This window comes from Luteibacter sp. UNCMF366Tsu5.1 (assembly GCF_900119235.1).
In the GTDB taxonomy this organism is placed as follows: domain Bacteria; phylum Pseudomonadota; class Gammaproteobacteria; order Xanthomonadales; family Rhodanobacteraceae; genus Luteibacter; species Luteibacter flocculans.
Map to the genome: position 1 here is coordinate 2,002,980 of NZ_FPIS01000001.1, position 13,008 is coordinate 2,015,987.

Annotated in this window: 8 protein-coding genes; 3 read left to right on the plus strand and 5 right to left on the minus strand. The window is 65.5% G+C overall.

The window, feature by feature from the left end; translation table 11 throughout:
* Positions 1-38: 38 nt before the first annotated feature.
* From BT115_RS08955 to xylA, 4 genes are read right to left on the minus strand one after another with little or no spacing between them, the layout of a single operon-like run.
* The gene (locus tag BT115_RS08955; RefSeq protein ID WP_072322096.1) at positions 39-1,586 is read right to left on the minus strand and encodes a xylose ABC transporter ATP-binding protein; all 1,548 of its coding nucleotides are present in this window, start codon (positions 1,584-1,586) and stop codon (positions 39-41) included.
* A 55-nt stretch (positions 1,587-1,641) separates the two neighbouring features.
* On the minus strand, positions 1,642-2,658 hold the full coding sequence (gene xylF, locus BT115_RS08960) for a D-xylose ABC transporter substrate-binding protein (RefSeq protein ID WP_218184723.1): 1,017 nt from the start codon (positions 2,656-2,658) through the stop codon (positions 1,642-1,644).
* A 30-nt stretch (positions 2,659-2,688) separates the two neighbouring features.
* The gene (gene xylB / locus BT115_RS08965; RefSeq protein ID WP_072322331.1) at positions 2,689-4,194 is read right to left on the minus strand and encodes a xylulokinase; all 1,506 of its coding nucleotides are present in this window, start codon (positions 4,192-4,194) and stop codon (positions 2,689-2,691) included.
* A 13-nt stretch (positions 4,195-4,207) separates the two neighbouring features.
* Positions 4,208-5,524: a xylose isomerase gene (gene xylA / locus BT115_RS08970; RefSeq protein WP_072322098.1), complete on the minus strand. Its 1,317-nt coding sequence runs from the start codon at positions 5,522-5,524 to the stop codon at positions 4,208-4,210.
* A gap of 197 nt (positions 5,525-5,721) precedes the next feature.
* On the opposite strand from xylA, the gene BT115_RS08975 reads away from it, so the two are divergent.
* The 3 genes from BT115_RS08975 (at position 5,722) to BT115_RS08985 (ending at position 9,908) form a co-directional block, all read left to right on the plus strand.
* Positions 5,722-6,900: a XylR family transcriptional regulator gene (locus BT115_RS08975; RefSeq protein ID WP_072322099.1), complete on the plus strand. Its 1,179-nt coding sequence runs from the start codon at positions 5,722-5,724 to the stop codon at positions 6,898-6,900.
* A gap of 23 nt (positions 6,901-6,923) precedes the next feature.
* Positions 6,924-7,967, plus strand: a complete 1,044-nt coding sequence (locus tag BT115_RS08980; RefSeq protein WP_072322100.1) for an aldose epimerase family protein — start codon at positions 6,924-6,926, stop codon at positions 7,965-7,967.
* A 78-nt stretch (positions 7,968-8,045) separates the two neighbouring features.
* Positions 8,046-9,908, plus strand: a complete 1,863-nt coding sequence (locus BT115_RS08985) for an ATP-binding cassette domain-containing protein (protein ID WP_072322101.1) — start codon at positions 8,046-8,048, stop codon at positions 9,906-9,908.
* A gap of 364 nt (positions 9,909-10,272) precedes the next feature.
* On the opposite strand, the gene ppc is transcribed toward BT115_RS08985, so the two are convergent.
* Positions 10,273-12,978, minus strand: a complete 2,706-nt coding sequence (gene ppc / locus BT115_RS08990) for a phosphoenolpyruvate carboxylase (protein WP_072322102.1) — start codon at positions 12,976-12,978, stop codon at positions 10,273-10,275.
* Between the last annotated feature and the right edge of the window lie 30 nt (positions 12,979-13,008).

Here is a 13,008-nt window from a genome sequence, read left to right on the forward strand (position 1 = left end):
AGGAGCTTCCCTGGTGACGCGATGAATGGGTGGAGGAATCAGGCCGCGTGTGCGGGGCCTTCGGCGGCGTGCGAGATCGCCGCAGCGAGCACCTGCTCCTGCGTGAGGCCGACGTTCTGGAAATCGCCGCGGAGCTTGCCCTCGCCCACGACGAGGACGCGATCGCTTACGCCGAGCACTTCCGGCATCTCGGACGAGACCATGATGATGGCGACGCCCTTCGCTGCCAGCTCGAACATCAGCTTGTAGATGTCGTACTTGGAACCGACGTCGACACCGCGGGTCGGCTCGTCGAGTATCAGCACCTTCGGATTGGGCAGCAGCATCTTGGTCAGCACGGCCTTCTGCTGGTTGCCGCCGGACAGGCCGACGATGGCCAGTTCGGGACTTGCCGTCTTCACTCGCAGGCGCTTGATCTCGGCGTCCACCGTCTGCAGTTCCGCCTGACGGTCGATCTGGCCGGCACGCGCGTAATGCGAGAGGGTCGCCAGGGTGATGTTGTCGCCCACGCCCAGCATCGGCACGATGCCCTGGCGCTTGCGATCTTCCGGCACCAGCGACAGGCCCGCCTTGATCGCCTGCTCGGGCGAACGCACCTTGATCGGCTGACCGTCGAGGACGAGCTCGGCCTCGTAGCGGCCCGGGTAAGCACCGAACACGGCCGAGACCAGCTCGGTGCGACCCGCGCCGACGAGACCGGCCACGCCCAGGATTTCGCCGCGGCGCACCTGGAAGGAAATGTCGTCGACGCGCTTGCGGTTCGGGTTAGCCACGTCCCAGCAGGTGACGTGCCGTGCCTCGAAGATGACCTCGCCGATGTCGTGCTCGACTTTCGGGAAGAGGTTCTCGATCTCGCGCCCGACCATCGCCGTGATGATGGAATGGGTGGTCATCTCGCTCATCGGCTTGGTGACGATGTGCTTGCCGTCGCGAATCACGGTGACGGTGTCGCAGACGCGAGCCACTTCGTCGAGCTTGTGCGAGATGTAGACGCACGCCACGCCGTCGCGCTTCAGATCCTCGATGATCGACAGCAACGTGTCGGTCTCCGAGGAGGTCAGCGACGATGAGGGCTCATCGAGGATCAGCAGGCGCGCGTTCTTCGCCAGCGCCTTCGCAATCTCGAAAAGCTGCTGGTAGCCGCCGCCGTAGTTCATCACCGGCGCAGCCACGTTCACGTCCTTCAGCTTCAGCCGTGCGAGCAGCGCCTCTGCCTTCGCATACATGGCGTCGTAATCCATCACGCCGCCGAATTTCCGGATCTCGTTGCCGAGGAAGATGTTCTCGGCCACGGAAAGCTGCGGCACCAGCATCAGTTCCTGATGGATGATGACGATGCCGGCATCCTCGCTGTCGCGCACCGAGTGCGCCCGTAGCGGTTTGCCGTCGAACAGGATCTCGCCTTCCCAGGTGCCGTACGGATAGACGCCCGAAAGGACCTTCATCAAGGTGGACTTGCCGGCACCGTTCTCGCCGCACAGGCCAACGCATTCGCCTGGCCGTACGGCCAGGTTGATGCCATTGAGCGCGCGCACGCCAGAAAACTCCTTGACGATGTCACGCATCTCGAACAGGTATTCGCTCACCTGGTAATTCCTTCGTCGTGGCGGCGCCCGGACGGGCGCCGCCTGATCTTACGGCTTACTGGCCGACCTGTGCCTGGGTATAGAAACCGTCCTGCACCACGATGTCGACATTCTTCTTGGTCAACAGGGTCGGGGTGAGCAGGATGGTATCGACATCCTTCTTGCCGTTGTTCATCTTCGAGGTGAACTTGGCCGGAGTGCCCTTGGCCAGATCCACGGCGAGGTTCGCCGCGTCGGTGGCGATCTGCTTGATCGGCTTGTACACGGTCATCGTCTGCGTGCCCGCCTTGATGCGCTTGATCGCAGCGAGGTCGGCGTCCTGGCCGGACACGGCCACCTTGCCGGCCAGCTTCTGACCGTTCAATGCGGCGATGGCGCCACCCGCGGTGCCGTCATTGGAAGCGACGATACCCTGGATGTTGTTCTTGTTGGCGGTGAGCGCGTTCTCGATGATCGACTGCGCGTTGGAAGCCAGCCACTCGTTGGTCCACTGCTGGCCCACGATCTTGACTGCACCGCTCTTGACCAGCGGGTCCAGCACCTTCATCTGGCCTTCCCGCAGGATCTTGGCGTTGTTGTCGGTCGGGGCACCGCCGAGCAGGAAGTAATTGCCCTTGCCGCCCGTGGCGTCCACCACGCCCTGCGCCTGCATCTGGCCGACCTTGTCGTTGTCGAACGAGATGTACGCGTCGACGTCGGCATTGAGGATCAGGCGATCGTAGGAAATGACCTTGATGCCGGCCTTCTGCGCCTCGGCCACCACGGTGGTGAGCGTCTTGGCGTTGAACGGCACGATCACGATCACGTCGACCTTGCGGGAGATCAGGTTCTCGATCTGCTGGATCTGCTTCTGCTCGTTGGCATCGGCCGACTGCACCGACACGGTGGCGCCCTTGGCTTCGGCGGCCGCCTTGAAGTAATCGCGGTCGCGGGTCCAGCGCTCGACGCGAAGGTCGTCGATGGAGAAGCCGATCACCGGCTTTTCCTTGCTCGCGTGTGCCTGCGGGGTCGCAAAGACACCGGCCGCGACCATCGATACGGCCAGCAAAGTGTGTAGAGCCTTCTGCTTCATCGTCTTCTCCATGCGTCTAGGGTTCGCCCCTTACGAGGGGCGGAAATCGTCGCCGCGAGCGGCGTCGGAATACAAGGGTTTCAAGCGGTCGTACGAAAGGCGGAACAAAGGGTGGCGCGTTTGCAGAAAATAAGCATGACGCGCTGCATCGGGCTCGCGCGCCGCGGTGATCGCAGGCATGGGGCAGACCTCTTCCAACGAGGCGCCCGGCTCGCTGGCGAGACGCGCCAGACGAGCCGCACCGAGTGCCGGCCCGACCTCGCTGCCGCTGCGAAGCACCAGCCGCTTGCCGAGAATGTCGGCAAGCATCTGGGTCCAGTAGGCACTGCGCGAACCACCGCCGATGACGGTGATTTCTTCCGCGACGAGCCCCGTGGATTCCACCGCCAGCAGGCCATCGAGCAAGCCCAGCCCCACGCCTTCGAGCGTGGCGTTGGCGAGGTCCGCCCGGTCGGTATCTGGGCCAAGATGCGTGAAGGAACCGCGAACGCGCGGGTCGTTATGTGGCGTCCGCTCGCCGGTGAGGTACGGCAGGAACATCGGCCCATCCTTCAACAGCCCGCGGTCTTCGGCTTCCGCCAGCAGTGCCGGCACGTCGCGCTGGCCGGTCAGGCGGGCGGTGAAGTCGAGGCAGCTCGCTGCGTTGAGCATCACGGACATCAGGTGCCAGGTATCGGGCAAGGCGTGGCAGAAGCTGTGCACGGCCTGCTCGGGACTGGAACGAAAACCGTCGGACACGGCGAAGTACACGCCCGAGGTGCCGAGCGAGAGCATCGCCTGACCACCGCGAACGATGCCCACGCCTACCGCGCCGGCCGCGTTGTCGCCGCCGCCTGCCGCGACCGGCACCATGTCCATGCCCCAGCGCTCCGCCAGTTCGCGACGCAGGCGCCCTGCCTGCTGCGTGCCTTCGAGCACCTGCGGCATGTGTGAGCGATCGAGCCCGGTGGCCGCAAGCATCGCGTCGCTCCAGCGGCGCTGCTCCACGTCCAGCCACAGGGTGCCGGCGGCATCCGAGGCGTCGGTCATGTATTCACCGGTAAGCCGCAGGCGCAGATAGTCCTTCGGCAGGAGCACCTTCGCCACGCGATCGAACACGTCGCGCTCGTGGCGTCGTACCCAGGCCAGCTTGGGTGCGGTGAAGCCGGGCATCGCGAGATTGCCCGTGATGGCGCGGAAGCCGGGCACGCGTTCCAACTCGGCGCATTCGACGTCCGAGCGGCCGTCGTTCCAGAGAATGGCGGGGCGCAGGACGCGATCGGACGCGTCGAGCAGCGTCGCGCCGTGCATCTGTCCGGAGAGCCCGATGCCCGCCACGCGGCGGGCGTCGGTACCGGCGAGCACCTCCGCGACGGCGGCCTCGGTGGCGGACCACCAGGCTTCCGGGTCCTGCTCGGACCAGCGCGGATGGGGATGCGAAATGGCCAGGGGTTGCGTGGCGCTCGCGCGCACGCTCCCCGCCTCGTCCATCAGGATGGCCTTGACCGAGGACGTGCCGAGGTCGATGCCGAGCCAGGTACGTCCCCGTGCTTCCATGTCGGGTTTCATATCATCCATAGATATAGCGATTGACGATGTTCTCGAGCAGTTCCTGGCCGCCCGACACGTGCTTCGGGTGGAGGTCGCGCGAGAGCGCTTCATCGGCGAGCGAGGCGAGCGTGTAACCGCCGCTCAGGATCTTGCTGCCGAAGTCGGCGTCCCATCCGGCGTAACGCTTGGCCTTGAAGTCGGCGAGCGCATCGCGCTCGATCATCTTCGCCGCCCGCTCCAGGCTGAGCGCCAGGGCGTCGATCGCACCGATGTGACCATGGAAGAGGTCTTCCGGCGCGCTGCTCTGGCGGCGGACCTTGGTGTCGAAGTTGAAACCACCCGTGGTGAAACCACCGGCCTTCACGATCTCGTAGACCACCAGGGTCAGCTCTTCCACGCTGTTCGGGAACTGGTCGGTGTCCCAGCCGTTCTGCGGATCGCCGCGGTTGGCGTCGATCGAACCGAACAGGCCGAGCGCGATCGAGGTGGCCACCTCGTGGTGGAACGAGTGGCCTGCCAGCGTGGCGTGGTTCGCCTCGAGGTTGGTCTTCACCTCGTTCTCGAGCCCGAAGTCCTTGAGGAAACCGTAGACCGTGGCCGTGTCGTAGTCGTACTGGTGCTTGGTCGGCTCCTGCGGCTTCGGCTCGATGAGGATCGTGCCCTTGAAGCCGATCTTGTGCTTGTGCTCGACCACCATCTGGAAGAAACGACCGAGCTGGGCGCGCTCACGCTTCAGGTCGGTGTTGAGCAGCGTGTCGTAGCCCTCGCGGCCACCCCACAGCACGTAGTTGGCGCCGCCGAGGCGATGCGTGGCTTCCATCGCATGGCGTACCTGGGTCGCCGCATAGGCGAAGACTTCCGGCTGCGGATTGGTCGCGGCACCCGCGGCATAACGCGGGTTGCTGAACACGTTGGCCGTGCCCCAGAGAAGCTTCACCCCGGTCTCGGCCTGCTTCTTCTCGAGCACGTCGACCATCGCGGCGAAGTTGTTCTTGTACTCGGCGATGCTGTTGCCTTCCGGCGCCACGTCGGTGTCGTGGAAGGTGTAGTAAGGCGTGCCGAGGCGGGAGAAGAAATCGAAAGCCGCATCGGCCTTCTCGCGCGCCTTCGCCATCGGCTCGCCGGCCTGCTGCCAGGGACGCTCGAACGTACCGGCACCGAACACGTCGGAACCCGGCCAGACGAAGGTATGCCAGTAGCAGGTCGCGAGGCGCAGGTGCTCGGCCATGCTCTTGCCCAGCACCAGCCTGGTCGGATCGTAGTGGCGGAAGGCCAGGGGATTCTCGCTGCCGGTACCTTCGTAGCGGATGGCGGGGATGCTGGAAAAGTACGACATAACAATTCCTTGACAAACGTGGGGACGAATCCCGACGATGCTGACGAGGGGGGCACCCGACATGCAATTGCGATATCCCTCGGCGCCCGCGTCTTTTTCGATGCCGCGCCGCGTCATGGTCAGGCGCGGTGAAGCCTGTTAGCTTTTCGCGGGGTGGTATACACCATCGCGCGCGTCGACCGTTGTCCCGGAAACCCATGGCTCCCCATCGCATCGCCCTGCTGTTCAATGCCAACAAGGTTTACGACCGTCAGGTCATCGCCGGCATTGGTCACTATCTCAACAGCACGCGCGTGGAATGGGACCTCTTCATGGAAGAGGATTTTCGTAGCCGCATGCGCGACATCCACCAGTTTCGCGGTGACGGCGTCATCGCCGACTTCGACGATCCGGAAGCACCGGAAGCGCTGCGCGACCTGCATATTCCGGTCGTGGCAGTGGGCGGTTCGTACCACGATCCGGCCGCCTACCCGGCCGGCGTGCCGTACATCGCCACCGACAATCCACGTCTGGTACGACTCGCCTACGATCATCTGATCGAGCAGGGTCTCTCCCGTTTCGCCTTCTACGGCATCCCGCCCCACCCCGGCAGCCGTTGGGCGCAGGAACGCGAACACGCGTTCCGGGCCATCGTGGACGAGGAATCGGTCGAAGGCCTCGTCTACGAAGGATCACCCACCAGCGCGGGCGGCTGGGGCGCCGCCGTCGAGGAACTGGTGACCTGGCTGGCCGAACTGCCGAAGCCCATTGGCATCATCGCCGTCACCGACGCCCGCGCGCGGCAGTTGCTGCAGGCGTGCGTGATGGGCGGCTTCGCCGTACCCGAGCAGATCGCGATCGTGGGCATCGACAACGACCCGATGGCGCAACTGCTTACGCGTATCCCGCTGACCTCGGTGATCCAGGGCGCCGAAGAAATGGGCCGTACCGCAGCGCATCTGCTGCACCAGATGCTGCGCGGTATCGATTGCTCATCCACGCGCGTGCTGGTGCCGCCGGTCGGCATCAACGTGCAGGTCTCCAGCCGGTATCAACCGATGCGCAGCCCGCACGTGATGCGTGCGAGCCATTACATCCGCCAGTACGGCTGCCTCGGCATCAAGACCGAGCAGGTCGCCGACTACGTCGGCGTATCGCGCACCGTGCTCGAAGAACACTTCAAACGTGAGCTGAAGCAGACCGTGCATCAGGTGATCCTGAAGCACAAACTCGACACCGCGTGCGATCTCATCGCCAACACCGATACACCGCTGGCGGACGTCGCGCTTCGCTGCGGCTTCACATCGCTGCAATACATGTATGCGGTATTCCGGCGTGAGTACGACTGCACGCCGCGCCAGTACCTCGACCTCCACCGCAAGACGGCTGCGACCTGATCGCCATCCGTTCGGAACGTTTCATGCCCGTATCCAACGCCACCGCCTGGGGTCACTTCCCCGACGGCCGCCCGCTTCACCGCTGGACCCTGCGCAACGCCCGCGACACCCAGATCGACGTCAGCGACCTGGGCGGCACACTGCTTTCCTGGCAGACGCCCGATCGCCATGGGCGGAGGGGCGAGGTGCTGCTCGGCCACGCCGACGCCTCGCAGTACATCGACTCGAACGCCTACATGGGCGCCATCGTCGGACGCTGGGCGAACCGCATCCGAGGCGGACGTTTCCGCCTCGATGGCATCGACTACAAAGTGGACCGCAACGACGGCGGCAACCACCTCCACGGCGGGCATGATGGATTTCACCTCCACCGCTGGGACGTGGAGCCGGAGGGCGATGACCTCGTGCTGCGTCTCGTGTCGCCGGAAGGCGATGGCGGCTTCCCCGGCGAGGTCGATGTGGAGCTGCGCATGCGGCTGGAGGACGACGGCACGCTCGACCTGCGCTATGAGGCACGCACCAACGCGCCCACGCCGCTCAGTCTCACCGCGCACCCGTACTTCAATCTCAACGATCGCCGCCCTGACATCCGCGATCACCTCATCCGCATCGACGCCGACGAATTTCTCGCGATCGATGCGGGGGCGATACCGACTGGCCGCGAGCCGGTGGCGGGCAGCGCGTTCGACTTCCGCGAACCCGCACCGATCGGAGCGCGCCTGCACTGGCCCGACCCTCAGTTGCGGCTCGTGGGCGGTTTCGATCATTGCTACGTGCCGCACGCAACGGCGGACGACTCGCTCCGCGTGGTGGCCGTGGTGACCGAGCCTTCCAGCGGCCGCCGTCTCACCGTGGAGACCGACCGCCCCGGCCTGCAGTTCTACAGCGGCCAGAAGCTGACCGGTCAACCCGGGCGGCACGGGGAAAGCTACGGTCCGTTCGCGGGCTTCGCCCTGGAAACCCAGGCATTTCCGGACCAGGTGAACGGGCCGGATGCCGAGGCCGCGATTCTGCGCCCCGGCACGGTATGGCGGCAGCACACGCGCTACCGGGTGGACACTCTCTGAGTGCTGTGTGGGAGCCGCTATAGCGGCTCCCACAGTCGGTCCCGCCGTTGTTTTCGGGTGCTCGGGTACAATGGCGACATGTCGCTCATCCAACTCCTCAACGTCGACTACAGCGTCGGCGGCCCGCTCCTGCTCGAACAGGTCGATCTCTCCCTCGATGCCGGCGAGCGCGTCTGCGTCGTTGGCCGCAACGGCGCGGGTAAGTCCACGCTGTTGAAGCTCATTGCCGGCGAACTGCATCCGGACGACGGCGAAATTCGCCTCCAGGGCGGCACGCGCATCGCGCGGCTGACGCAGGAGGTGCCGCAGGACACGAAGGGCAGCGTGTTCGACGTGGTGGCGGACGGGCTCGGCGAACTCGGCCATCTGCTCGCCCGCTACCACCACCTGCTCGACGCAGGCGACATGGATGGCCTGGGCGACGTGCAGGCACAGATCGAGGCCCAGAATGCCTGGGATCTCGACTCGCGCGTGCAGCAGGTCATTGAACGCCTGGAATTGCCCGCGCATACCGATTTCAGCGAACTCTCCGGCGGTATGAAGCGTCGCGTACTGCTTGGTCAGGCACTGGTGCGCGACCCGAACCTGTTGCTGCTCGACGAACCCACCAATCACCTCGACATCGAAGCGATCGCATGGCTCGAAGGGTTCCTGAAGAGCTTCACCGGCAGCATCGTCTTCATCACCCATGACCGCAGCTTCCTGCGCGCGCTCGCCACGCGTATCGTAGAAATCGACCGCGGGCAGGTCACGAGCTGGCCGGGCGATTACGACAACTATCTGCGCCGCCGCGAGGAACGCCTGCATGCCGAAGCGCAGGCCAACGCGCACTTCGACCGCAAGCTTGCCCAGGAAGAAGTCTGGATTCGCCAGGGCATCAAGGCGCGGCGCACGCGCAACGAAGGTCGCGTGCGCGCGTTGAAGGCGATGCGCCGCGAGCGGCAGGAACGCCGCGAGCAGTCCGGCAATGCGCGCATCACGCTCGCCACCGCGCAGGCTTCCGGCCGCAAGGTGATCGAGGCGAAGCACGTGACCCAGGCCTACGGCGGACGCACGCTGCTGCGCGACGTCTCCACCACCATCATGCGCGGCGACCGCGTCGGCATCATGGGCCCGAACGGCGCAGGCAAGTCCACGCTGTTGAAGATCCTGCTCGCGGAGCTCAAGCCGCAGGAAGGCGAGGTCACGCTCGGTACCGGCCTCGAGATCGCCTACTTCGACCAGCATCGCTCCGTGCTCGATGACCGCATGAATGCGCTCGACAACGTGGCCGAAGGCCGCGAGTACATCGAGCTCAACGGCCAGCGGAAGCACATCATCGGCTACCTGCAGGACTTCCTGTTCTCGCCCGAACGGGCGCGCGCACCGATCACCCGTCTCTCCGGCGGCGAGCGCAATCGTCTATTGTTGGCGAAGCTGTTCGCGCAGCCGTCCAATCTTCTGGTGATGGACGAGCCGACCAACGATCTCGATGTGGAGACGTTGGAACTGCTGGAAGAACTGCTCAACGAGTACACCGGCACGCTGCTGCTCGTCTCGCACGATCGCGACTTTATCGACAACGTCGTCACCAGCACGCTGGTGCTTGAAGGCGACGGCAATGTGGGTGAATACGTGGGTGGCTACAGTGACTGGCTGCGGCAGAAGCCTGCTGCTGCACTGGCGAAGCCGGCCGCTGCCAAAACGGTGGCCACTCCGGTAGCGGCAGCACCTGCTGCGCCGAAGAAGAAGCTGTCGTTCAAGGAACAACGCGAACTGGAATTGCTTCCCGCGAAACTGGAGCAGTTGGAAGCCGAGATCGCCAAGCGCACCGAAGCGATGAACGATCCCAAGTATTTCCAGCAGGATGCGGCGGCCATCACGCGCGCGAACGAAGAGCTGGCGAAACTGCAGGCGGAATTGGAAACGGCGTTCGCGCGGTGGGAAGAGCTGGAAGGTTGAGGGTAGCCGCACACTGAGGCACCTCCCATCGCCAGCAGGCTGGCTCCCACCACGGCAGACCCTGGCTCACCAGTTCCCCTCAATCACCAGCAGACTAGTTCCCCACCACTACACACCCTGGCTCACCAGCAGGCTGGCCCGGCGCCGGTACTGGCGGTGGGAGCCAGCCTGCTGGCGAAGGGGGCAAAAGCAACTCAACAACCGGTTCGAGCGGGCGGGCGGCGAGACAATCCAACCGCAATTTCCAGACTCTGCGACACGCCGTTTCGATAACCGCGCACTGAGGCAACCTGCCTCGCCGGCATGCCGCTCCTACAACGGCATCGCACCTCTACCTGTGGGAGCCGCCATGGCGGCGAGACAATCAACCCGTGTTCTGCAAACCCTGCGACACGCCGTTGACGCATGCGACCAGCGCGTTGAGCAACGCGTCGTCTTTGCCGTCCGTCGCGCGCCAGCGACGCAGCAGGTCGACTTGCAGCAGGCTCATCGGGTCCACATACGGATTGCGCAGGCGAATCGACGTTGCCAGGCGCGGGTCGCCTGCCAACAGCTCACTCGCACCCTTCAGCTTCAAGACCCAGCGCACGGTACGCTCGAACTCGTCTCGCACCATGGGGAAGAAACGGTCGTGCAACGGGCCGGCCAGGGTCGAGAACGCCTCCGCGATGTCGATGTCGGCCTTGGCAAGCACCATTTCCACGTCGTCCAGCATCGTGGAGAAGAACGGCCACTCGCGTGCCATGCGGACCAGGGATTCCTCACCGCAGTCTTTCACCACGGCATCCAGGCCGGCGCCCAACCCGTACCAACCTGTGAGCACCGCGCGGCACTGCGTCCAGGAGAATACCCAGGGAATGGCGCGGAGATCTTCCACACCCTTCATGCTGCGTCGACGCGCCGGGCGCGAGCCGAGCGTCATCCGCTCGATCACGTCGATGGGCGTGGCACCGCGGAAGTAATCGACGAAGCCCTCGGTTTCGACAAACGCGCGATACGCCTTGCGGCTCGCATCCGAGAGCGCGGCCATCGTTTCCTTCCAGGACGCTTCGCGCACCTCGGCTTCGCGCGGACGCAACGACGCGCGCATGACGGCACCGAGCGTCTGTTCGAGATTGCGCAGCGCCAGCGCACGAATGCCGTACTTGCGGTGGATCACCTCGCCCTGCTCCGTCACGCGTAGCACGCCGCCCACCGAACCCCGTGGCGACGCCATCAGCGCCGGCGTGATACGCGAGCCGCCGCGACTGGCCGAGCCGCCGCGACCATGGAAGAACGCGATACGGATACCCGCCTTCGCGGCCACTTCGAGCAGTTCCACCTGCGCCCGTTGCAGGCTCCACTTCGACGCAACGGTGCCGCCGTCCTTGCCGCTGTCTGAGTAACCGAGCATCACCCACTGCCGATCGCCACGTGCCTTGAGGTGCGCGCGATAGACCGGATCGTCGAGCAACGCCTGCAACGTTTCCGCGCCACCGGCCAGATCGTCGATGGTCTCGAACAGCGGCGCCACGTCGAGCGGCACCCGGCCTTCGTGGAGCAGTCCACCGCGACGTGCGAGCGCCAGCACGGCCAGCACGTCCGCCGCGGTCTCGGCCATGCTGATGATGTACAGGCCGGTAGCCTCGTGTCCGTAGCGCGTGCGCGCGTCCGCCAAGGTAGCGAACACCTCGCGCAGCATGCCCGCGGCCTCGTGGTCGTCTCCGGCGACAAAGCTCCGCTCGCCCGCGGCGTACGGGCGCAAGGCCTGGACACGTGCGGCCGTATCGCGCTGCGCCCAGTCGGCATCGCCAAGCAGCGCGGCCAGCGCTTCGTCGTGTACGCGCGCGTCCTGACGAACATCCAATCGCGCAAGATGAAAGCCGAAGGTGCGCGCACGCCAGAGCACCCGGCCCACGGCATACGCACCGGCATGACGGCCGCCGTGTTCGAGCAGGCTGGTTTCGACGAGGGCGATATCGTCGATGAATTCATCCGCCGAGGTGTATGCCTCTGCCTGTTCGTGCAGGGTGGCCTCCAACCGCGCGGCAACGAAGGTAAGAAAGCCGCGATACGGCATGTCGGCATGCCGCGGTCGGATGCGCGCCGCAGCGTCGGGCAGGCGTTCGCGATACGCATCGATGCGCTCGCGCAGGCGCGTGTCCAATTGCACGCGATCCTCCGTCTGGCTCAGCAGGCGACCAAGCGCGTCCACGTCTTCGATATAGCGTTCCAGCACGAGCGACCGCTGCGCCGAGAGCGTCGCGGCGATGGTGTCGGCGTTGACGTTGGGATTGCCGTCCATGTCGCCGCCCACCCACGTCGCGAAGCGCAACACGCGGGGAATCGCGACGTCGTCGCCATAGGCCGCCGAAATGGCCTGCTGGAGAGACTCGTAGAGCGCCGGCAACACGCGATAGATCGGTCGGGCGAGGTAGAAGCCCACGTGATCGAACTCGTCCTGCACGCTCGGACGCACCGGCGAAGCCTCGGCGGTCTGCCATCCGGCGGATAGCGCCATGAGAATGCGCGCGTCGTCGTCGCGACGTTCCTGCGGCGTGCGCGACGGGTCGAACTCGTCCACCAGCGCGCGCACGATCTCCTGCTCCTTTTCCAGTAGCGAGCGACGTACGGCCTCGGTGGGATGCGCAGTGAACACGGGCTCCACGTCCAGGCGACCGAGCAAATCGATGAATTCATCGCGGCTCACGCCGTCGTCCTTCAACAGGGCGAGCACGGCCGCCAGCGATTCCGGCTGGGATGCACCGCCCTCGCGCTGGTAGTCCCGGCGACGGCGAATGCGGTGGACGCGCTCGGCGGTGTTGACCGCCTGGAAATACGCGGCGAAGGCACGGGCCAGCCCCTCGGCGTCGGCGGCGTCCAGGCCGGTCAGGGATTCGGCCAGGGCATCCACCGCCGCGCCGCTGCGGCGGCGGTGGATGGCGGCCGTCCGCACGTGCTCCACCCGATCGAAGAAGCCTTGCCCGCCCTGCTCCGCCAGCATCTGGCCCACCAGCGCACCAAGGCGGCGCACGTCTTCCCGCAGGGGATCGTCATGAGGGAGGAATTCGGGATCGCGGGCAGCTTCCATCGGGCTCTCGGTCTGGGTCGAAAGACCCCA

Bases quoted from the DNA above. Each gene is read 5' to 3' on its own strand.
- xylF (WP_218184723.1), bottom strand. From the start codon at position 2,658: ATGAAGCAGAAGGCTCTACACACTTTGCTGGCCGTATCGATGGTCGCG.
- xylB (WP_072322331.1), bottom strand. From the start codon at position 4,194: ATGGAAGCACGGGGACGTACCTGGCTCGGCATCGACCTCGGCACGTCC.
- xylA (WP_072322098.1), bottom strand. From the start codon at position 5,524: ATGTCGTACTTTTCCAGCATCCCCGCCATCCGCTACGAAGGTACCGGC.
- BT115_RS08975 (WP_072322099.1), top strand. From the start codon at position 5,722: ATGGCTCCCCATCGCATCGCCCTGCTGTTCAATGCCAACAAGGTTTAC.
- BT115_RS08980 (WP_072322100.1), top strand. From the start codon at position 6,924: ATGCCCGTATCCAACGCCACCGCCTGGGGTCACTTCCCCGACGGCCGC.
- BT115_RS08985 (WP_072322101.1), top strand. From the start codon at position 8,046: ATGTCGCTCATCCAACTCCTCAACGTCGACTACAGCGTCGGCGGCCCG.
- ppc (WP_072322102.1), bottom strand. From the start codon at position 12,978: ATGGAAGCTGCCCGCGATCCCGAATTCCTCCCTCATGACGATCCCCTG.